22 protein-coding genes are annotated in these 21,732 nt (G+C 40.9%); 6 read left to right on the forward strand and 16 right to left on the reverse strand.

The window, feature by feature from the left end:
- Positions 1 to 20 precede the first annotated feature (20 nt).
- Positions 21 to 824, forward strand: coding sequence for a hypothetical protein (locus LEP1GSC195_RS05695; protein ID WP_015680796.1), 804 nt, complete (start codon positions 21 to 23; stop codon positions 822 to 824).
- On the opposite strand, the gene LEP1GSC195_RS05700 is transcribed toward LEP1GSC195_RS05695, so the two are convergent.
- The 7 genes from LEP1GSC195_RS05700 to LEP1GSC195_RS05725 form a co-directional block, all read right to left on the reverse strand.
- A complete protein-coding gene (locus tag LEP1GSC195_RS05700; RefSeq protein WP_015681401.1) occupies positions 787 to 1,428 on the reverse strand; it encodes a hypothetical protein in 642 nt (213 codons plus the stop codon). The two genes, LEP1GSC195_RS05695 and LEP1GSC195_RS05700, sit on opposite strands and share 38 nt — an antisense overlap.
- Entirely contained in the window at positions 1,386 to 1,649 is a 264-nt protein-coding gene (locus tag LEP1GSC195_RS19960; protein WP_015681448.1) for a hypothetical protein, read from the reverse strand. Before LEP1GSC195_RS19960 ends, LEP1GSC195_RS05700 begins: the two co-directional genes overlap by 43 nt.
- 2 nt (positions 1,650 to 1,651) lie before the next feature.
- Positions 1,652 to 3,640, reverse strand: a complete 1,989-nt coding sequence (locus LEP1GSC195_RS05705; RefSeq protein ID WP_015682118.1) for an ATP-dependent DNA helicase — start codon at positions 3,638 to 3,640, stop codon at positions 1,652 to 1,654.
- Between the two features lie 116 nt (positions 3,641 to 3,756).
- Positions 3,757 to 5,343 carry a sodium-dependent transporter gene (locus tag LEP1GSC195_RS05710; RefSeq protein ID WP_015680644.1) on the reverse strand — a complete coding sequence of 529 codons (1,587 nt, stop codon included), beginning with the start codon at positions 5,341 to 5,343 and terminating at the stop codon, positions 3,757 to 3,759.
- A gap of 101 nt (positions 5,344 to 5,444) precedes the next feature.
- Complete coding sequence (locus LEP1GSC195_RS05715; RefSeq protein ID WP_039927087.1) at positions 5,445 to 5,840, reverse strand: helix-turn-helix domain-containing protein; 396 nt, start codon at positions 5,838 to 5,840, stop codon at positions 5,445 to 5,447.
- Positions 5,841 to 5,941: 101 nt separating this feature from the next.
- Positions 5,942 to 7,459, reverse strand: a complete 1,518-nt coding sequence (locus LEP1GSC195_RS05720) for an LIC12015 family putative lipoprotein (protein WP_015681689.1) — start codon at positions 7,457 to 7,459, stop codon at positions 5,942 to 5,944.
- Positions 7,460 to 7,491: 32 nt separating this feature from the next.
- On the reverse strand, positions 7,492 to 7,791 hold the full coding sequence (locus LEP1GSC195_RS05725) for a hypothetical protein (RefSeq protein WP_015681958.1): 300 nt from the start codon (positions 7,789 to 7,791) through the stop codon (positions 7,492 to 7,494).
- Positions 7,792 to 7,864: 73 nt separating this feature from the next.
- Between LEP1GSC195_RS05725 and LEP1GSC195_RS05730 the strand changes: the two genes are divergently transcribed.
- Together LEP1GSC195_RS05730 and LEP1GSC195_RS05735 are read left to right on the forward strand one after the other, a co-directional pair.
- Positions 7,865 to 8,221, forward strand: coding sequence for an STAS domain-containing protein (locus tag LEP1GSC195_RS05730; RefSeq protein WP_015680691.1), 357 nt, complete (start codon positions 7,865 to 7,867; stop codon positions 8,219 to 8,221).
- Positions 8,222 to 8,224: 3 nt separating this feature from the next.
- Entirely contained in the window at positions 8,225 to 8,974 is a 750-nt protein-coding gene (locus tag LEP1GSC195_RS05735; RefSeq protein ID WP_015681056.1) for a diacylglycerol/polyprenol kinase family protein, read from the forward strand.
- Positions 8,975 to 9,004: 30 nt separating this feature from the next.
- Here LEP1GSC195_RS05735 and LEP1GSC195_RS05740 read toward each other — a convergent pair whose 3' ends face one another.
- From LEP1GSC195_RS05740 to eno, 8 genes are read right to left on the reverse strand one after another with little or no spacing between them, the layout of a single operon-like run.
- On the reverse strand, positions 9,005 to 9,694 hold the full coding sequence (locus LEP1GSC195_RS05740; protein ID WP_232227707.1) for a hypothetical protein: 690 nt from the start codon (positions 9,692 to 9,694) through the stop codon (positions 9,005 to 9,007).
- Complete coding sequence (locus LEP1GSC195_RS05745; RefSeq protein ID WP_015680977.1) at positions 9,669 to 10,202, reverse strand: DUF4416 family protein; 534 nt, start codon at positions 10,200 to 10,202, stop codon at positions 9,669 to 9,671. The genes LEP1GSC195_RS05740 and LEP1GSC195_RS05745 overlap by 26 nt, the downstream gene beginning before the upstream one ends.
- Before the next feature lie 3 nt (positions 10,203 to 10,205).
- The gene (locus LEP1GSC195_RS05750) at positions 10,206 to 11,585 is read right to left on the reverse strand and encodes a TldD/PmbA family protein (RefSeq protein WP_015682650.1); all 1,380 of its coding nucleotides are present in this window, start codon (positions 11,583 to 11,585) and stop codon (positions 10,206 to 10,208) included.
- A complete protein-coding gene (locus LEP1GSC195_RS05755; RefSeq protein WP_015682504.1) occupies positions 11,585 to 12,970 on the reverse strand; it encodes a TldD/PmbA family protein in 1,386 nt (461 codons plus the stop codon). The genes LEP1GSC195_RS05750 and LEP1GSC195_RS05755 overlap by 1 nt, the downstream gene beginning before the upstream one ends.
- A 33-nt stretch (positions 12,971 to 13,003) precedes the next feature.
- Positions 13,004 to 14,014, reverse strand: a complete 1,011-nt coding sequence (locus LEP1GSC195_RS05760) for a YheT family hydrolase (protein ID WP_040506464.1) — start codon at positions 14,012 to 14,014, stop codon at positions 13,004 to 13,006.
- Positions 14,001 to 14,609 carry a ClpP family protease gene (locus LEP1GSC195_RS05765; RefSeq protein WP_015681211.1) on the reverse strand — a complete coding sequence of 203 codons (609 nt, stop codon included), beginning with the start codon at positions 14,607 to 14,609 and terminating at the stop codon, positions 14,001 to 14,003. The genes LEP1GSC195_RS05760 and LEP1GSC195_RS05765 overlap by 14 nt, the downstream gene beginning before the upstream one ends.
- A 1-nt stretch (position 14,610) precedes the next feature.
- On the reverse strand, positions 14,611 to 15,075 hold the full coding sequence (locus LEP1GSC195_RS05770) for an FtsB family cell division protein (RefSeq protein WP_015680709.1): 465 nt from the start codon (positions 15,073 to 15,075) through the stop codon (positions 14,611 to 14,613).
- Position 15,076: 1 nt separating this feature from the next.
- The gene (gene eno, locus LEP1GSC195_RS05775; RefSeq protein WP_015682547.1) at positions 15,077 to 16,378 is read right to left on the reverse strand and encodes a phosphopyruvate hydratase; all 1,302 of its coding nucleotides are present in this window, start codon (positions 16,376 to 16,378) and stop codon (positions 15,077 to 15,079) included.
- A 122-nt stretch (positions 16,379 to 16,500) separates the two neighbouring features.
- Here eno and lepA point away from each other — a divergent pair, with 122 nt between their 5' ends.
- From lepA to LEP1GSC195_RS05790, 3 genes are all read left to right on the forward strand, one after another.
- Positions 16,501 to 18,306: a translation elongation factor 4 gene (gene lepA / locus LEP1GSC195_RS05780; protein ID WP_015682003.1), complete on the forward strand. Its 1,806-nt coding sequence runs from the start codon at positions 16,501 to 16,503 to the stop codon at positions 18,304 to 18,306.
- 137 nt (positions 18,307 to 18,443) lie between these two features.
- Entirely contained in the window at positions 18,444 to 19,811 is a 1,368-nt protein-coding gene (locus LEP1GSC195_RS05785) for a hypothetical protein (protein ID WP_232227709.1), read from the forward strand.
- A gap of 2 nt (positions 19,812 to 19,813) precedes the next feature.
- Positions 19,814 to 20,764 carry a glycosyltransferase family 2 protein gene (locus tag LEP1GSC195_RS05790; protein ID WP_015680713.1) on the forward strand — a complete coding sequence of 317 codons (951 nt, stop codon included), beginning with the start codon at positions 19,814 to 19,816 and terminating at the stop codon, positions 20,762 to 20,764.
- A gap of 229 nt (positions 20,765 to 20,993) precedes the next feature.
- Here the strand turns inward: LEP1GSC195_RS05790 and LEP1GSC195_RS05795 are convergent, their stop codons facing one another.
- Complete coding sequence (locus LEP1GSC195_RS05795; protein WP_040506950.1) at positions 20,994 to 21,725, reverse strand: succinate dehydrogenase/fumarate reductase iron-sulfur subunit; 732 nt, start codon at positions 21,723 to 21,725, stop codon at positions 20,994 to 20,996.
- Between the last annotated feature and the right edge of the window lie 7 nt (positions 21,726 to 21,732).

Raw genomic sequence — 21,732 nt, forward strand, 5'->3', positions numbered from 1 at the left:
TAGGGAAAGAGAGGTACCTTATGGCACAACAAGCAACCCAAGTTTTAAACACATCCGTCGAACAAGAAGCTTGGGATCTATATGAGGTAGGATCAAACGAAGACGTCGTGGTCCTTGCCAAACGCCATCCCGAGAACTTTTATATCCAACATCTTGGTTATTTAGCATTGTATGAACTCACAGGAAGAGCTACGATCTCAGCTCCTAAAGGCATTTCAAGTCTTGCTCCATTAGTTGATGCAATCCAGAACTTTGAAATTGGAAAAACGGCGGATGCATGTAATAGCCTAAATCTATATTTCAAAACTCAAACCAACCCTCTCTGTTTCTCCATCATCCAAACTGCCATCAAAATATACTTTCGTGCAGAAGCTTATGAAGAAACAAAATCAATCATTGCCCGCTTTAAAAAACAATGGAATGATAACTCTTTTGTCAAAGAAGAACTGATTTGTACGTATTACTTAAAACGTTATGATGAAGTGATCAAGGTTTTCCGTGACAATATGAAATTGTTAAACGATTCCGATATCCATAAACTCGTGGGTATGGCGCTTCTCTTTTTGGATCGTCACAAAGAAGCCAATTTGATTTTTGAAAACATCCCGAACAAGTTGAATCTACCTAGCTTTGATGAGAAACGAAAGATGTATGATTCAGTGTATAAAAAAATTGGTGAGTTAGAAGCAAAATCAAATTCTCTAGGCCACAAAGACTTAGAAGATATGGGTTTTGCTTATCTCTTTCATGGGGATTATTCAAAAGCAGAAAAGATGTTTTTATCTCTTACCGAGAAACTAAAATCAAAACTCTGCAACGTGTAAGGTTTTTTCTGGTTTCGGGGTGGCTAAGAAGTTTGGCCGCCTCATCCGTGGGAATGACAAGGTCCGTTTGGTTTTTTCCCGCAGTCCCGAGGGCCAAAACAAAGTAGGGATTCTTTCCTATTTTAGCTTCTGTTCCTTTTCCTGTTTGTTCTTCCTTATACACAATATATCCAGTTTCAATGGCATAGGCTTCTTTCACATAGACAGGAGAATAAATGTCAAGGCCACGATCGGTTTGGATTTTAGGAAATAGAGCTCGTTTCACATTCAGATGACGAGCATCAACCACAAGACCCGAAAACTCAACAGGCACCACTTCTTCGCTAAATTCCGGCACAGACTCAATTCCATACTCTATGGGAAGGTGAGCTAAAATTCCCTCTTTTCCCTTAAGATGTAAACTTGCTTTTGCTTCTAGAACATTCTTCACAAACTGAAAATCATACTCTTCTTTCTCTGATCCAATATAAGAATTTAAACGTAACCTTGCCTGTTGGTTCACTTGAGTGTATTCATACACTGTATAATCTGCGTTAAAAAGAATGGATTCTAACCTTTGGCTTAAGCGCACTCTGAGTTTTTCACGGGCTTTCTTCCGAGCCATAGAATGGGCTTTGCCCTGGCTTGTGTGGCCGTATTTTTTCCCGAGAATTCGGGATCTTCTTCATCAAATACAATTTTAGGAATGGTCTCTTTTACCGAAGAGGAAATGAGAAGATCTGTCCAGTTGACAATAGAAGAATAGATATCTTTATCTTCAATGGGTTTTGACCCAAGAGAAAAAACAGAGAGTAAAAAAAACAAAAGAAGATAGATTCGTTTCATAATTAAGACTTCGGTAAAAGATTGAATTTTCTTTCCAATTCGTTAAATTCCGTTATGAGGGGAACTCCTTTTGGAAGACTTTGCAAGACGTTTTTTCCATAGGACTTTGTATGCACCCGTGGATCGAGGATACTCACCATCCCAGTGTCCGATTGCGATCGGATGAGGCGACCAAACCCTTGCCTGAGCAACAAACAAGTTTTAGGAACCTGCATTTCCCAAAACGGACTTTTCCCCTTTCGTTCCATATCTTCCATCTTCGCTTGTAAAACGGGTTCCGTGGGAACTTGGAAGGGAAGTTTTGTCACAATCACATTTCTAAGTTTATCACCCTTAATGTCCACACCCTGCCAAAAACTAGAAACTCCAAATAACACACTTTTTTCATTAGCAAGAAACTCACGTTTGGCGGCTATTGGTCCCATTTCTGTTTGCGAAAATATTGGGAATGGAACTTGGTTTTTTAGTTCTTCATAAAGTTCTGAAAGTAGTTTATTGGAAGTAAAAAGAACAAAAGCATCCCCTTCTGAAAGTTTTAAGAGGCGAGTGATCCAATAAGACAAATCTGTTTTATTTCGTTTGGGATCTTGGACTGGATCTGCCACTTGTCTGGGAACAAACAAAAGCGAATGTGTGTTATACGAAAAAGGAGAAGCCAATGTTTTGGTTTTTACTTCTGTTGTTCCCACTTCCTTCAAAAAATACTGAAAATTTCCCGCTGTTGGGGAAAGGGTAGCCGATGTCATCACCACAGAATCCATATTGGGGAATAGAGTGCTTGCTAAGATCTCGTCCGTATTTTTCGGTTGGGAGAACAAATAGTAAAAAGGATCTTTCGAAGACTGGGGAGGAGGTTCAATCCAAAAAACCAAGTTGGGATTGGTTTTCAAACGAAAGTCATTCAGGAAGGAAGAAGCTTTTTTTAAGTTTCCAGAAACCATCTCAAGGCCTAAAGCGATTTCCTTCTCTTCCATATCCTCACTATCTTTTTTGTATTTAGATAGTAGTGATTCTAATTGAGAAGCTAAATCTGCCAGAGTATCTTCTAAAGCACCGTTGTCTAACTTGATTCGTTCGGTGTGACGCGTAGAAAACTGATTGAACTGTAAAGGAATGGCTGAAAGCAACATACGGAAAAGATCATTCGCATACGCAATGGAAGCCTCAACAGACTTCATGATTTTTTCGCTGTTTTTTAATTTTAAAACAAGACCTGTTCGTTTCTCTGGAAAATAGAGATAATGAAGTAAATTCATAAGTAAGTCATAACGAATTTCAGAACCAAAGGCACGGCCCACAATTTCCGGAAAGGCATGGGCTTCATCAATGACGAGTTGAGAAAAAGGAGGAAGGATTTTGAAATCACCAGCCAGGTGGCTTGCGAGAAGATGGTGGTTTACAATCAATATATTTGCTTTTTTCCACTTTTCCTTTTCTAAAAAATAATAAGAGGAACTGAAGTTGGGACAATTTCTCCCCAAACAGTTGTCAGACTCCCGAGAGACTGAGTTCCAAAAGGAATTGGATATAAAACCATCATATTCCGCACGGATTCCCGCTGTGGTTTGTTTCTCCCAGTTCACAAAGTATTGTAGGGAAGATTCCATTTCTGGACCAAAATCTCCCCGTTCCATGACACGGTTGTATTTACGTTTGCAAAGATAGTTACTGGCACCAAGAGCCACCATTGCATTTACAGGGACTCCCAAAGCCTCAGAAACAAGCGGGATATCTTTATATAGTAGTTGGTCTTGTAAAGATTTGGTCTCTGTGGAAACTACCACAGTGCATTCATTTTCTAGAGAGAAGAGGGCACTCGGAATCAAATAGGCAAGGGATTTACCTACACCTGTTCCTGCTTCAATCGCCCAGTGGGAACCTGTATTAAATGCTGACTCAATGGAAGTGGCCATTTCCATCTGTTCTTTTCTAACTTCATAATCCTTCCAAAGTTTAGGAAGTTTGTTTGTAAAAACTGCTTGTACGTCCAATCCCTAATGCCTGTTACGAAAAAGAAGTATAATACAAGCCACAGTCAAACTAATCACGGAAACAAGAGAGATTGTCATAATGAGTATCCCTTGCCAATTGAGTTCTCCTGATGAAATCATATAACAACCTTTTCCTTTTTGTGATCCAGTGCTTTGGAAACTAAAATATAAATAAACCCGTAGATCAAAAATAATCCAATCACTACCGAACGAGCCACAGTGGCCTTTGTTTTAGCATCTTCCACATTTTCTCCTTTATTTTCCGCAAGGAGTCCCATAACTTCCGGATTCATTTTATCCAAATATTCGGGCAGGTTCATATAACAAAAAGAAACGAAGATAAACAATAGAAACCAGGGGGTAATGTATTTTAAGACAAACCGAATTGATTTAGGAAAGGGGATCAGACTTCCTTCGTTGGCTTCCTTTACACCTTTATCCACTCCAATCTTAAAAACAAAGATAAAGATCTGGATAGAAGCCAAAATATAAATCATAATGGTTCCAATATAAAAGTCTGCAATATCTAAAGCAGCAAAGTCTTTGTTAAAATAAATAATAGGAAGGCATAAACAGAAGGTAAATAGAAACAATAGCAAAGAAGACTTACGCCGACCCACATGAAATCCTTCTTCTAAGAAAAGGATCCCTGGTTGTAACATAGTTACCGAAGAAGTAATCGCAGCGAGAAATAACACAAAAAACCACAACCCGCCAAAAAAATCTCCTCCAGGCATCATCCCAAAAACAGAGGGGAGTGCAATAAACCCCATCCCAAAGGTTCCAAAGGAAGTGGCCTGCATCCCTAAAAATAAAAAAGCTACAGGAATGGTTATCATACCACCAAACACAACCTCTGCGAACTCATTTAAAGAAGCAGAAGAAAGACTAGAAAGTACGACATCATCTTTTTTCTTTAAAAAACTAGAGAACACGAGTGCAATCCCAAATCCAGTGGATAAAGAAAAGAAAATTTGTCCAGCAGCACTGATCCATACTTTAGGTTGGGTAAGCTTTGACCAATCGGGGTTCCACATTACAGCAAGGCCCGACTCAATTCCAGGAATGGTGAGCACTCGGATGAGGATGATGGTAGCACAAATTCCCATAAGAGGCATGGCAATCTTGGCAAATGCTTCGAGTCCTTTGGAAAGGCCTCGATACACTAGTAAAAAATTAAACAAAACACATAAGAAAAAAAACACAATGATTGGGGATTGAAAACTAGAACCATTCGCATCGGCACCAGTTAGATGTAAAAAAAATGTGGAAGCCTGTTTTGTCATCTCATCTTGGGTGGAACCATTCAGGGACATTTGACCAGTCAGAAAATAATAAGCGTAAGCCAAACACCAAGATTCTATAAATACATAGTATACATAAATCATTACCGGAATCATCACACCAATGGTGCCGGAAAGTTTGAGTGGAAATCCTTTGAGATACTCGCGAAAGATAAAAGGTGTACTATGACCGTGTTTGCCACCCATGCGACCCATGGTCCATTCTGCTAAACAAACGGGAATGCCGAGAATGAGGAAACTGATGATGTAAGGAACCATAAAGGCACCACCACCATTTTGAGCCGCTTGCCCCGGAAATCGTAAAAAATTTCCAAGTCCAATCGCACCACTAGCCACAGCCAATATCAATCCAATACGACTGGCCCAGCCATCGTGGTGTTCCACTTGTCTCTCTTTCATCAGGGACTATTGAATGCAGTAGGAATTATGTGACAAAATCTTTTTGTCGAAGGATGAGAAAAAGCAAGGCTTTGATACGCCTTGCTTTGGTATTTTTCAAATTAGCCGAGAAATAGCTCGTTTTTTTCCATTTTCAGAACTTTGGAGACCAGATTCTTAAAATCTTCCGGTGGTTCCAAAAGTCCAAGTTCTACTTTTGACAAAAACGGAGTGGAAACCTTCAATTTCTTAGCGAAATCGTATTGTTTGATTCCTAACTCACGTCTGACTGCCCAAAGTTTGTTTTTCAATCCATTGGAAAACTCAGGGTAGATGTCTTCCACAGCGCTGTCGTTGAAAAGTTTATCAACAGAGGTTTTGATATACTTTGCACAAGACGACTTGAATTTTTCAGTCGGATCTTGGGCTCCAGTCTCAATTTTGGACAGGTAACTCGGAGAAACTCCTAGTGCCCTTGCCATATCGTACTGTTTGATACCTCTCTTCTTTCGAAGCATGTAAATGTGATTGTTCATTTATCCCCCCTAACAGTCAGAATATGTCAAATATGGCAAAATTCAATAAAAAAATTTTGCCATCCCCTAAAACTTGAATGGGCTTATAATGTAACTTCCTTTAGACGATCGGCGGCAATCACCAGATTGTAAGTGGTTTTTAGCCCGGAAACTTTCTGTTCAATAAATGAATTCCTTTGGGCACCTTCCATCTCCGATTTGATCCTTTCGCGAACAGCCGAATAAGGCTTAGGAATGCGATTCTGCGGGTTTTTTGGGTCTGGGTCAGCATAAGCGTACAATTTACCGGCTTCGTACGCATCTCTCATTTGAGTTTCAGTCACAGTCACTGGGATAGCTTTGATCTCATCTTGTAGCGATTTTAACGCCAAAGAAACTTTCATTTTATCCATTTGCATCAAATAGCTAATTTCCGATCCCACGTCTTGGACACGGTCTGAAGTTTCTGCAATTTTTCCCTGAAGGATGGTGGACTGGAACAAATTGAGCATATCCCAAGTTTTAGATTTTTCATCTTTGTAATCTTGTTTTAGGATATTGGGAATGGCTTCAAATTCTATAGTCAAATCTTTCCAAGAGTAGTTTTTGCCATCACGAGTGGAATACAATGCATAATCAGGTGTAAAGACCTTCGGATCGATGTCTGTTGGACCTGAAAAACGTGGCAGGTTTGCTACAGTGATTCCACTTTCTTCGGTAATTTTTTTTAGTTCTTTTTGATAGAGACCTTGTTCATACTCTTTCATAGTATGAGAAGCAAACTGGTTGGCTTTGTCAGCGGATTCCCCATCAGTAAAGTAGGCAACGGATGCTTTTGTGTCCGCATCATCATGGGTTTTCCCATATTCGGTAGCTTCTTTTTTAAAATCGTCAAAAATGGATGTGAAGTATTTTTTAAGTCTCTCTGGGTGGACTTTTTCTGAACCTGTGGAACGAACCACATAGGCAATTCTTCCTTCTCCTGCTTTCGCATAAGAAATAAAAGTTCCTTTTTTTGCCTTCTTCACTTCGGTAAGAATATCTTCCAATGGTGTTTCTGCACAGTTTGTACAAAAAGGCTCTAATTTTCCAGCGATAGGTCTACGTGTGATGTCTTCAGTAACTTTAGAAATTTCTTCTGCAATTTCTTTGTTCGACAATGAATTCAATTTGGTTGCGAGTTCTTCTGCTTTTTTTAAATTAGCAGCTTCATCTTCACCCCGAACGAGCGCTAACTGAAGATTGACAAACTCTAACGGTTTTTCTTTTAAACCATTTTTTACATATTCACGCATGTAAACGTTTAGTTTCAAAAATTGATTCACAAGAGATTCAATTTTTTGCACATCAGCCTCGGCCACTTTTTTGGAGGAGATTGCATCTTTTAATAAGATTTTTTCCAAAGCGATACTTTCTAAAATTTTTGCTTGGATGTCAGCACTAATTGGTTGTGGTTCTGTATTTCCTCGTTTGGAAGCCTCAATCACAAAGTTCATTTCTTTGCGAGTAACAGTTCCACCATCAAACGTCGCTAGGATTTCAGAATCCTTGGAGCAATTGAGAAGTGATGCGAGAGTCAAACTGAGCAAAACACCCAGAGTGAGAAATTTGTTTAGATTCATTGGATTTCCTTATCTATTTTCTTAAGTATTCTTTAATATTTGCGAACTGGTTTTTCCGGCTTTTTTGTTTCCGAAACTTGTGTGGTGGTAGGGATTGTTTTTTCTGGAGAACCTGCGGTTTTTTTAACCAAGGGTAGGGAACTCGCAACATTCAATTTCAGGATCTCTGATTTTTGGTCCTCTAATTTATGCATCTCAGATAAAAACGTTTCTTTGAGAATGGGGGAATATTCCCTGTCCGAAGCAAGCCGATCCGTCAATTTTTTCAATTCTATGACATCGCGATCCAGTTCTTCCAGTTTTTTGTATAAATGGGCAACAGTTACCTTCAAACACCACTCCTTCCAAAAGTTTTATTTACTTGCAATAGAGTGCAAGAATGAAATAAGAAAAATAGCAAATTTTATGAGCCTAGACGATTTAGTAGTTTCCACTGAAAAAATTGATACTGTTTACGTTACCAAATTGCAGGGAAATCTAAATAACTTCACTGCTGAGAAATGCATCAAATCGGTACTCAATTCTCTAAAACATGGTTCTGTCATTTTGGATCTAGAAGAATTGAATATGGTGACAACCCAAGGAATCATCGCTTTCAAAACGCTCAGCGAAGAAGCCTTCCTGCACAAACATAAGATCATCTTAGTCAATCTGCCGTTAAGTGTTAGACAAGCATTTTTAATGGCAGGAGTTCGTAATTTATTTCCCATCGCTAACAATGAAGAGGCTGCGTTCAAAATGGCCTCAAGACCCAGTAGGTAAACCGTGAATTCAGGATTTAATTTTTTCCGTAAGATTTGGCATGTGCTCGGGCTCATCATTCCCGTGACCCTCTTTTTTGACCCCTTCCGCGATGCCTTTGGCCTTGTGTTTGCAACACGGGCTATTCTCGTTACCTTACTTGCGGCACTTCTCGTAGCGCTCTTTGTGTTGGAACTGGTTCGGCTAAACCATTCTGGTTTTGAAAACTTCTTTTATAAATACTTTGGTTTTCTCATGAAAGAATCCGAAAGACAAAGATTCAACGGAACGGTTCCTTATTTTTTTGCCAACTTCCTGGTAGTTTTATTCTTTCCTGCAGAAGTTGCTATCCTTGCAATTTTGTTTTTAGTAATAGGGGATCCGTTTGCGGCTTTTGTTGGGAGTAAATATGGCAAACATAGATTCTACAATGGGAAATCTTTAGAAGGGATTATCGGTTTTTTAGTTCCTGCTTTTTTATTTTCCGTTCTTGCTCTTTTTCTCATTACCAAGTCTCATCCCGGAAGTTTTCTTGCCATCACTGGCCCCCAAACAGAACTTTTGTGGACACCCATTGTTATAGTTTTCTTTTCTGTGGTTGCAGCTTGCGTAACTGAGTTTTTTGCTAACACAACAGCAAAGGGACTCGTTGACGACAACCTTCTCATTCCAATCGTGGGAGCCGTTGTCCTTTCCGTGCTTTCTTTATTGTATTTGGACTACACACCTATGGATTTTTTCTTCGATCCGCAGGCTTTATACATTCAAAAGTAACTAAAAAATTCCTAAGACTACTTCGTTGGTTTACTTCCAACGAAGTTCGATAGTTCTATGTTTGGTGATGGTCTCCATTCCAGGTACAATCACCTTATATTCCAATGGAATGGGACCCAGTGTTTCTAACTGAAAAGGAGATTTATCGATTCCTTTATGGCGAAATTCCTCTTTTAGAAGAGCTCCTAAATAATGAAAAGACGCCACTATATTGTTTTGGAATAAATTCCCTTCCATCCTTTCGGTAGAATTTCCGTATTTTAAATAGGCAACATATCCAGAGCGAAAAGTTTGTTTCGCGAGCCCATTGTATGGTTTTGGGAGCACCAGACGAAATCCAGGAGTTTCTCTTGCGGTAAAATAAAGAAAGTTTCCAAAATCCTCGTTACTTGGATTTTCTTTCTTAAACAACTTCTTGTCCAGAAAAACTATGTCATTCTCTGTTTTAGGTTCCGTACAATCCAACGGTTCATTAAAATTATCACAAAACTGGAACGACTGCTTCGGGTCAGTTTGGCATCCACCTATCCAAAAGCTGATATAAACAAATAAAGAAATTAAAATAGAATTAGGGCGGCTGAGATTCCAATTAGAATCCAGTCTAAACTTACGAAAAAAAGTAGAAATATTCGCATCACTAGGGTTAGATGTTCCTATTTCTCTTTTCATAATAATTTCAGAAGCATAAACACAATCAGGATTTGAACTTATTGAATTCATAGGATTCCCTGAGTGTATTAAAAAAATAACTAACATCTCTTTCCCGAAAGTAATTTTGTGCCGTATTTGGTACAACCAGTTGGCCCCGGGAAAAATGATAAACCGTTTCTCCATAGACCCCTTGAAATAAATAAGTTCGATGAAAATCATCCTTAGATTTCGCAATTACAATGTTATGCGAAGTGACATATCCAGGAATCAAAAGAACACTCGGATCTTTTTTTTGTAAAAGTGTTTGAAATTCCAAACATTCCTTTTTTTTCTCAACAAGTTCTTCTCTGTGGATCCTTTGTTTGAAGGAAAGGACTTTAGTCCATCGCCCCGGATAGGCAAACTCACGCTCTGTTTCATCCGGTGTCCATTTGGGAAGAAGGACAGACTCATAAAGAATTTTAGAAAAACGTTTTTCTCCCATTGCCTTTAGCTCAAATAGAATGTCCTCTTGCTCGTAAGAGAGGATCATAAAAAATGCAGCACCGGGTGGTCTTTCCAATAACTCTTGTGGCATACCTTAGTTTTCCGTAACCCCAGTGATTGTAAATCCATCCAGAAGCATATAAGGAACAAAGGAGGACTCACCCAAAAGCTCTCCTTCTTTGGAGATGGCTTCAATTTGATTTAATGCATCGAAAGCATTTCCCACAACTTGCACTTCCCGAACAGGGATCTTTTCGCCGTTCTCTAGGACATACCCACCTTTGATCACACCGGAAAAATCACCGGATGCCCCGTCCTTAGTTCCAGAGATCCGGTTCACAAATAGAGTTTTCCCGGGCAGTTTGAAAAACTCATCCTTAGAAGAAGAGCCAGGGGCAATTTGCAATTGTTTTGGCCCGCATCCAGGAAGACTTTGGGCGCCTCCCGTAGCACAACCATTGGATTTGGTTAGGCCAGCTTTTTTGGCTTCATAGGTATTGTAGAAGTAAGTGTGCAGCACTCCATCGGTTAGGATGGGTTTTTTAGAAGTAGGGAGTCCTTCCCTGTCAAATCCGGTAGAACCCATAAAACGATCGTTTGTTGGATCGTCCCAAATAGATAAGAGAGAAGAAGCAATCTTTTCTTCCAGTTTTCCCGCCATCTTTGATTTTCCTTTTCTAAGACTTGTTCCATTTAAGGAACCAATAAAGAGTCCCAGGAAAAATGAATACACTGCCTCTGGCGGAAGTAAAACTTTTCCTTGGAAACCGGAACTCGGTTTAGCATAAAGAGCACCCATACATTTGTCTCCAAAGTTGGTAAATGCTTTCTTCCAAAGGTTTTGGAACTGCTCCTTGTTGAAACCACTCGCGGAATCATAATCAAAACTTCCGACAAGATCTCCGTCCACACCCATTCCCATCACAGAGGCTGAAAGTTCTGCTCCCAGTTCGTGAGCCATCACTCCTTTAGAGGATACAATGAGTTTATAACCCTTGCTAAGCGAAAAATCTCCCGAATCAATATTGACCTTAGAATATAGATCATTTCTCCAACCAAGGGCTTCCTTGGCAGTGGCAACTAAATCCTCAATACCCATCAAATCCAAGGAATCATCGTACTGATTGAAATGATTAGAAATGGTTTCTGGCTCTGGCAAACCCAAATCAAAATCAGGCGTGGATTGGCTTTTAGCGAGACTGTAGGCTTCTTCGATCGACTCATAGAGACTTGGTATATGATTGGAGATGATAAAACCTTGGTTTCCTTCGGCTATCACACGGATTCCAAACATATTCTCTTCTGTTGCCGTACAGTTGTTTAAGTCATTTTTTTCTAAGCTGACATCTTCTGAGTAACCATAACTGGAATAAATTTCCACCTGGTCGATTCCATTGGTTTTTGCTTTTTTGACTAGACCGGAAAGTAATTCCTTTTGACCGTCTAACCGTTTTTCAATCGATAAACGATCCATCATTTACCACCTAGCAATACTTTGGTTCTAACATAGGGCCCACCTGCATCGACTTTTGCTGGTTGGCCTTTGCCACAATGTCCCGAACCCAAATCCCATTTGAATTCTTTGGAGACCATATCTACATTTTGTAATACATCGAAAGCAAGTCCAGATACTGTGACTCCTTTCAAAAGGTCAGTGATCTTTCCATTTTGGATGCGGTAGGCTTTTTGTACGGCAAACATAAACTCACCCGTAGCATCCGCTTGGCCATTTTTGGCCCCATCCAAATAATATCCATCTTTGGTGTTTGCGATCATTTCTTCCAAACTGGAATCTCCAGGAACGAGAAAGGTATTTCGCATACGGATGAGGGGAACGTCTCCATACTCCCAGGCCCTTGCCGAACCGGTAGGAGCCACACCAAACCGTTCTGCGGTTTCTCTGTTGTGTAAATAAGAAGTCAAAATTCCATTTTTAATGATGACAGTGTTTGTGGGGAGGAGGCCCTCATCATCCACAGGAATGGATCCACCGGCACCTTCATAGTATTCGGAAAAGCCAGAGTCGCATAACGTAACTAATTCGGAACCAACCCGTTGTCCGATTTTCCCTTGGGCCACAGAACCCGAGAGAACAAAATCCGCTTCCACTGTGTGACCAATGGCTTCATGGACAAGAAGTCCCACGATCGATGGAGAAAGGATGACAGTCGAAAGTCCACCATCGGGCAAAACACTGGAGAGTAAATCCACTGCAGTTTTACAAGCTTCTTCAGATATCTCTGTGGCCGACTGAGATCGAAAAAGACAATCCCATCCCCCAGTCACTCCAATGGAATGAGATCCCGATTCCATCTTTCCATCTTCTTTGGCAACGGCAGAGACTCGGAACTCAGGTCTTACCATAGTAAAAAAACTATCAGCCCCGTCGGTAGTAACAATGGCTTTTTCTTCATAAATTTCGGAATACCCACAACCCACCGATTGGAGTTTTGTCGATTGTTTGGCCGCTGCGTTTTGAATGTCTAGAACCAGTTTTAATTTTTCTTCAACTGTGCGAGTGCGGAAGTCTTCAATCCCTTTCCCAATAAAATCACCAATGGCAAAGTTTGCCTTTGGTAAGTTCGGGATTTTATCCTTTCGTAGAGCGGAGGATAGGCGAGCCGCTTTTTTTGCAACCTGGATGGCATTTTGGATGGAGGATTTTGAAATTTCACTAGTCGATGCAAATCCCCAAGTGCCTGCTTCCAAAACACGAACGCCAATTCCTGTTCGTTTCCGAAGGGCAGTGGATTCCACTCGTCCTCTTTCTGCATGGAAGGACCTGCTTTCTTTATGGTGGTATCTTAGTTCCACAAATCCGGACTCTTCGGCCAAACATTCTTTTAATAGGTTACGCATTAGCCTTTACCTTCTATCCTAATTATTGTTATACTATTTGATTTGAGAATCAAAAAAATCGAGTAAAATCCGAGGAAGCCATCTTCCTTCTGGATTGTCAGGGGATGGATCACTAATAAATCCCACATGTCCCCCTTTTTCAGTAAGTACAGTCTGTAGTAGTGGGTAGGACTTCCATCGAATCTCATGCCAAACTTCAGAAGGGACAACAGGGTCATCATCAGCATGAACAAGAAGGCCAGGAATCTTAATCCCACCCAAATACTTTACCCCAGAACAAATATTGTAGTATTCTAAAACATTCGCATAACCAGCAATTGGTGCCGTGAAATAGTCATCAAAATCAAAAAAAGATTTACTACGAAGTACTCGTTCTTTGATTTTATCTGGAATTTCATAAACCCCGGAGGTTACTTTTTCTTTCATGGTATCCAAAAAATGATCCCGGTAAAAATTACCCGCACGGGAATCGATAAAGTCACAACTTCGTTTCAAATCCAATGGAGGTGAGGTAGCAGAAAATGCTTTGGCATAATGTTGTCTTTTTTCACCAAAAAACTTTACCACCATATTGGCTGATAAAGAAAACCCAGAGACAAAAATGGATTTGGTGAAATGTTTATAAATATATTGTAATACAGCTTCTATATCTTCTGATTGGCCAGCATTGTAAGGTTTTTTAGCAAGCCCAAGTCCTCGACCACAGTTCCGTAAGTTCATTCGAACCACACCATAACCACGGTTTAGTGCTTCTTTACCGGCACTCACCATATAATGAGATTCCGAACTTCCTTCCATTCCATGGATGAGAAGTAAGTAATGCCCGTTCCATTTGGATGCTTTTTTACGGACTTGCGATAAAGGGGGATTGTGTTCTAGCCAAAGAATATCCCCAGACCTGTCGTTTGTTGGGATGAGGATACTCTCCGAATAATACTCATCCTCCAAAGAATTGTCTGGAGGAAAAAGTACATTGTAGACAGTTTGTAAATGTCTACCTTCTAAAAATCTTCTAGGTTTAAACTCTCTGTTAGACGACGTCAATTGTGTTTACGATTTTATCTACGATTCCGTAAGCAAGAGCTTGGTCGGCATCCATATAATAATCGCGATCGGTGTCTTCCACCAATTGTTCGTAGGATTTGCCACACGCATCCGCTAACATTTGATTGAGTTTTTCTTTGGTTTTAACAATGTCCTGAGCATGGATGAGTAAATCCGTTGCTGGAGCTTGGATTTGTCCTCCGATGGAAGGTTGGTGGATCATCACACGACCGTTAGGCCAAATGTAACGATTTCCTTTTTTCCCGCCAATGAGTAAAATAGAACCCATAGATGCAGCCATTCCCATACACACTGTATGAACCGGTGAGGAAATCATTTGCATGGTGTCGTAGACAACAAGTCCAGAGGTAACAACACCACCGGGGCTATTGATATAAAACGTAATTGGTTTTCCAGGATCTGCCATTTCCAAATACATGAGTTTGGCAGTTAATTCCTTGGAAGATTCGTCAGTGACAGGACCCCAGAGAAAGATTTTCCTTTTTTCCAGGAATTTCTTACCCATGTTTTTGTCGCTAATGAGATCTTGGATGGTTTCGGTGATTTCTTTATCTGGTGTTTCTTCTTCTGGCATATTAATTCAGTCTTTCCTGTTTAGACGTATGAGGCAAGCGTTTCAGCTTGAAGTAAACGCCTAGAATCAGGAAAACACTGAAAGAAATAAAAAAGAAACGTAATAAAAACAGCGGTGGTTCTTTCCATTCCCCACCAAGCCCTGCCGTGCGAAGGGAGGCAGGAAGGGCCTTTGTTTTTTGTGTTAACGGGGAAGGCATTTCTTCGAATTTCAATACATGAGCAGTTTCAGAAAGTAGATAGTACTTCCTTGCTTCCTGTTCTAAGGCATAAGCATCGTTTTTTAAGCGGCGTTCTTTTTCTTCCAACCCTTGGTTTTCTACCACAAGCCTCTCTACCTCGGCATTGAGATTTTGTAATTCTTTCTCAAGGCGCATACGTTCGGCGATTCCCGACTCGGACAAAAGCCCGAGATAGAGGCCAGCACAAATATAGGTTACAAGTAGGGAGGCTTTCGTTGGTGTCATATTACCTTAAATTGTAAAAAGTGTTTACTCCGCTGAAGCTTGCATTTTTACCGAGTTCTTCTTCGATACGAAGGAGTTCGTTGTATTTGGCGATCCTGTCGGTTCGGCTAAGTGATCCTGTTTTGATCTGACCAGAATTGGTTGCTACGGCAATATGCGAAATGGTCGCATCTTCCGTTTCTCCCGATCTATGGGAAACAACAGCTGTATACTGGGCTCTTTTTGCCATTTCAATCGCACTGAGGGTTTCTGTGAGAGTTCCAATTTGGTTCACTTTGATGAGAATGGAGTTACCAATCCCTTTTTCGATCCCTTTTGCGAGTTTTTTGATGTTGGTTACGAACAAATCATCCCCCACAAGTTGGATCTTTTTTCCCAATTTTTCCGAAAGTTTTTTCCAGCCTGTCCAATCGTTTTCATCCAGACCGTCTTCCATGGTAATGATCGGATACTTTGACACTAAATTTGAGTAGTATTCTACGAGTTCTTCCGCAGTCTTCTCTGGTTTTTTCTCCGCTTTGAGGATGTATTTCTTTTTCTTCTCATCGTAGAACTCGGAAGCGGCACAGTCCAAACCAATTTTGATGTCTAAGTCTGGTTTGTAACCAGCCTTTTCGATCGCAGTGAGGATGACTTCAATGGCTTCGCTATTGCTTGTTAGGTTAGGAGCAAATCCACCTTCATCACCCACAGCGGTATTGAGGCCTTTGCCTTTTAACACAGTTTTCAAACTATGAAAAACTTCGGCACCCATACGAAGGGCTTCGCGAAAATTCGGAGCCGATACAGGAAGGATCATAAATTCTTGAAAGTCGATATTGTTGTCTGCGTGAGCCCCACCATTGATGATATTCATCATAGGAACCGGAAGTTCACGAGCAAAGGTTCCCCCAATATAACGGTAGAGAGGAAGTCCCGTATGAACTGCTGCTGCTTTCGCCACAGCCATGGAAACGCCTAAAAGGGCATTGGCACCTAATTTAGATTTGTTGGCAGTTCCATCGAGCGAAATCATTGTTCCATCAACTAAGAGTTGGTTTGTTGCCGAAAGGCCTAAAATGGATTTTGAAATTTTAGAATTTACATTTTCTACGGCTTTTAGTACACCTTTTCCGGAGTATCTTTTTTTATCACCGTCACGAAGTTCTACTGCTTCGTGTTCGCCTGTAGACGCACCGGAGGGAACCGCCGCACGACCGAAGGAACCGTCTTCCAAAGTGACATCCACTTCAACGGTTGGATTTCCTCTGGAATCCATGATTTCACGGGCTTTGACGGAACGAATGCTATCTTTTTGGGACATCGGGAATTGTTTCTCCTAAGGGATAATTTCCTCCCAGTCTTAGGAAATTTAAGCCTCTGACAATAAACTTTTTCGACAAAGAGCCTTGATCCAGGAAAATGACTTAAAAAGAAGAGGGAACCGTGAACGAACGCCAAAAATTCACCCGCAATTTTTCCATTATCGCCCATGTCGACCATGGAAAATCCACTCTGGCGGATCGTTTGCTTGAGATAGGTCTTGTCACTGACAAAAGGACCCAAAAGAACCAAATTCTAGATTCCATGGACATTGAACGGGAACGTGGGATTACCATCAAAGCCAATAATGCCTCCTTTGATTATGAAGCCAAAGATGGAAATGTCTATCACCTGAATTTAATTGATACCCCGGGCCACGTGGACTTTACTTACGAAGTTTCCCGTTCTCTTGCCGCTTGTGAAGGCGTACTTCTGATTGTAGATGCAAGCCAAGGAGTGGAAGCACAAACCTTAGCCAATTTATACCTAGCGATGGATTTAAATCTTCGCATAATTCCTGTTATTAACAAAATTGATCTTCCTTCCGCCGATATCGACAAATGTAAATTGATGATTGAAGAGTCCCTTGGACTGAATCCCGAAGAAGCCATTCCGATTTCTGCAAAAACCGGGCTCAATGTACAAGAAGTATTGGAAGCCATTTGTTATTTACTCCCTCCACCAGTGGGTGATGTGGAGGCTCCTCTGAAGGCACTCATTTACGATTCCTTCTTTGATACCTATATGGGTGTGGTTGCCAAAGTTCGTTTGTATGATGGAAAACTCCGTAAAGGAGAAATGATCCATATGATGCACATTGGCCGCCAGTTTACGGTTACCGAAGTGGGAATCAACCGTCTCTCCATGGTAGCTTGTGAAGAATTGCAAGCTGGTGATGTTGGTTATGTGGTTGCCGGTATGAAAAAAATGGGAGATGCCAAAACGGGCGATACCATCACTCATGCCAACAGACAAACCGCAGAAGATGTCAAAGGATTTAAAGATGCAAAACCTATGGTATTTGCTGGTCTTTTTCCCATTAACGGGGAAGATTTTGATGCCCTCGTTGATGCCATCGAAAAACTAAAGTTAAACGATTCTGCTTTAACTTTTGAAAGAGAAAACTCGGCAGCCCTTGGTTTTGGTTTCCGTGTGGGTTATTTAGGCCTCTTACATATGGAAATTGTACAGGAAAGACTAGAGAGAGAATTCAATTTAGCTCTCATTACCACAGCCCCATCGGTTAAATTTCGAATCACAACAACAAAAGACGAAGTCATTGAAGTGGATAACCCAAGTAAATGGCCTGATCCCATTCTCATTGGAAAGTCAGAAGAACCTTTTGTAAAAGCAACCATCATTGCACCAGAATCCTATGTGGGAAACATCATGTCTCTTGTGATCGACAAACGAGGAATCCATCTAGATACCGTTTATCTTTCGAAAGACAAACTGCAACTCACCTACGAACTTCCTCTTGCGGAACTAATTTTCGAATTCTATGACAAACTCAAATCCTATACCAAAGGGTATGCTTCCTTAGATTATGAAGAAGTAGGATACCGGGATTCTAAACTCGTTCGCATGGATATCCTTGTAAATGGGGAGCCTGTGGATGCCCTTTCCTCGATCGTCCACAAATCCAAAGCGGAAGACCGCGGACGCGTGATCATTGAAAAATTAAAAGACCTCATCCCTCGTCACCAATTTATGATCCCTTTGCAAGCTGCGATTGGTGCCAAAGTGGTGGCTCGGGAAAGTATTTCTGCCCTTCGTAAAAACGTAACGGCTAAGTGTTATGGTGGGGACATTTCTCGTAAGAAGAAACTTCTCGAGAAACAGAAAGAGGGAAAAAAACGGATGAAACAAATTGGAAATGTGGAGATTCCGCAGGAAGCCTTCCTATCCATTCTCAAAACCGGAGACTAAAGTCATTGGTCCATTCTGCCAGGAATTTCTGAGCAGAATGGAATACCTCTTTCATTGGATAACCTTCGATTCTCTTGGTTTTCTGTTTCCCCTGAAAGGACTTCATTCGGATGATTTAGTTTTGAATGAGAATCTCGATGGATGATACAACCCAAAAGAACCACCAAGATAAAATTTCTCTCACAAACCCTTTGGAAAACTGGAATAAAACGGGATTTCCCAAGGATTTTCCCATCCAGATAACGGATCTGCCCTGGCAAGCGTTGGAATCCTTTCCAACCGAACTCCCAGACAACAACGATTTAGAAACAGAGGTAGCTCCTACCGACCAAACAAACAACCCTTCCATTCCATACCTTTATTTTCTTCGGGATGACTTACTTCCTTTGGGACTGGGAACCAAATGGAGAAAGGTCCAAGGCATTCTTGTTTTTCTGAACGAAAACCAAATCAGAAAGGTTCTTCTTTGGGGTTCAATTCATGGAAATTATCTAGCCAGTTTTGCTTACATCCTTCGCCAGTATGGATTGGAAATCGAATGTATCGCGTATTCGAGAGATCCCCAATTAAAAACTTATAATGAACAAATGGTTCGAGGGCATTCACATTCTATTGAATGTTATGCGAATCGAAGAGAAGCTTATGCGGCTTGGTTGGAAAAACAGAATGGATATCCGGGTCTTACACTTCCGGAATTTGGCATCCATCCAAGCCAGATCCTCGGACTCAAATCCTTTTGGGAGAAATTGAAACTTGAGATGGAAAAACTCTCTGGTTCACTTCCTTCTCACGAGCCTAGAAATAACGATCGAAAGCGGCGTCCGTTGGAAGACCAAATCAATCCGAGTCAAACCAAACAAGAAACGAGTAAATTCACTGCCATACTCGTCCTCGAGATTGGATCGGGGGCAACCTTCTTATCAGCCATGGATGCCTATTGGGGAAGCTCCATTTTGGTTCTGGGAGTGATGGTGGGAGAACCGAAAGCGAAGTGGACTCTGAAAGTGAAAGATTTACAAACAGAATTGGGGCTAAGAACCATTCCCATTCCTCTAGAGCAAATCTTGGAACTTCCAACCCTTGATGGAAGACCGATACCTAGAACCCCTAATCAGGTTATGGATTCGATTCCAGTAGATCATTCTGATGGTGATTCCAGTCCCGATCCGAAGGTCTTACCAAAAACAAATCAAAAATCTGCTTCTTTTGCAAAGAAAAACCAGGCTCTCAACAACTGGATAGCCAGCTTTTATCGCAATACAAGGATCCTTCTGGAACCTGTGTATAGTGGTAATACGGTTTATTCCTTACTGCGGGAGATACACGAAATGCGATTATCATTCCAAGTCCGAGGCGAACAAAGTAGAACAGAAACAAATATCGAGTCGGAATTTTTTCCAAACAAATTCCTGAAACGATCTCCCTCGGGTGAAATGATTCCCATCTTTTATCTGCACCAAGGTGGTCAGATCCAACACTTACATCTAGTTTTTGATAGAAATTGAGAATGGAACAAAGATTAGTTTCTATCATCATTCCCACATTCAATCGTCGCTTGGTCGTAGAACGTGCGATCCAATCAGTCCTAGGACAAACTTATCCGCACTGGGAACTTCATATCATTGATGATGGATCCACAGATGGGACCTGGACTAACTTACTCTCGAAATTGCCTGGTTGGAAAGGGAAACTCACTTCCTTCGGTAGAAACCAAAAGACCATCCAAGTCCACCAAACAGAACATAGGGGAGTGAGTGGGGCAAGAAACTTTGGAATCTCTAAAGCAGAGGGGGAATGGATTGCATTTTTAGATTCCGATGACGAGTGGTATCCAAATAAACTAAACAAACAAATCGAATTTCATAAGAATCATCCAGAGTATTTATTCTCCCAAACCAAAGAAATTTGGAATAAAAAAGGAAATCTTTTAGAACCCAAAGGAAAATACCAAAAAATCTCTGGAGATTTTTTAAAGGAATCCTTGGATATTTGTATGGTGACCTGTTCTAGTTTTTTGGCTCATAAAGAAACTTTAAAATCCATTGGACTCTTTCGCACCGAACTTCGTATATGCGAAGATTATGATTTATGGAATCGAATTTTACTAAAAGGACATTCCATCGGCTTATTGGAGGAAAATTTGATGGTGCGTTACGGTGGGCACGATGACCAACTATCTAGTCAGTACCAAGCACAGGAAAGATTTCGTTTGTATTCGCTTTTACTCACGAAAGAAGAATTTCAGGAGAATGGAAATTGGAACGGGTTGCCCGAAGAATCCAAAACTCTTGTCGAGAAAGCCATCCAATCTCGATGGGAAATCATCCTTCAAGGAAGGATCAAAAGAAGAAAGGATACGGACTGGCTTTCGAAATTAAGGGAAAATTTTCAATCGGAGGGGCCTGGGCCTCAGTCAAAAAAGGAATTGTTTGTTTTGTTAGATGACTCTCTATTTTAATTGAAAAAAAGTAGGGTTCTATTTTCAAACTTCATTCTTGGAACGTTTTCCTCATTGCCATTTTTAGTTGATCCAACCTCCTTGGAGAACCCAAACTTACCATTAGAGATTCCATTTCTAACCGCTAAAAACAATGCCCATACAAATAAAAAAACCCGGTCGTGTTAACCGGGTTTCCAATTTTCGCCGCAAAACTGATATTTAGCGACATGATTTTAGCAAATTCTAATTAGCTAGAAATGTATTCTCTGTTCAAACGAGTGATGAAGTTTACCGAAATCTCTTTCGGACAAGCCGCTTCACATTCGTATTGGTTTGTACAATTTCCAAATCCTTCTTTGTCCATAGCACTTACCATCTTACGAACCCGTTCTTTCTTCTCAACAACCCCTTGTGGAAGGAGTGCTAAATGAGAGACTTTCGCAGATACAAAGAGCATGGCAGAAGCATTTTTACATGCCGCCACACAAGCACCACATCCGATACAAGTAGCCGCGTCCATCGCAAGGTCAGCATCCACTTTTGGAATCGGTAAAGCGTTTCCATCCGGTGCCCCACCAGTATTGATGGATACGTATCCACCTGCTTGTATGATACGATCAAACGCAGAACGATCTACGATCAAATCCTTTGCCACAGGAAATGCTTTGGCTCTCCAAGGTTCAATGTATACCGTATCACCATCTTTGAACTTACGCATATGCAATTGGCAAGTAGTAGTTCCTTTTTCGGGACCATGCGGAACACCGTTGATCACCATAGAACAAGCCCCGCAAATCCCTTCGCGACAGTCATGGTCAAAAGCGATAGGATCATCGCCTTTTTTGATTAGGTCATCGTTTACAACATCCAACATCTCAAGGAAAGACATGTGTTCGCTGATGTTGTTTGCTTCATAACTGACCATACGACCTTTATCGTTTTTGTCTTTTTGTCGCCAAACTTTAAGGTGTAACTTCATATTATCC

Source organism: Leptospira wolbachii serovar Codice str. CDC (genome assembly GCF_000332515.2).
Lineage (GTDB): Bacteria > Spirochaetota > Leptospiria > Leptospirales > Leptospiraceae > Leptospira_A > Leptospira_A wolbachii.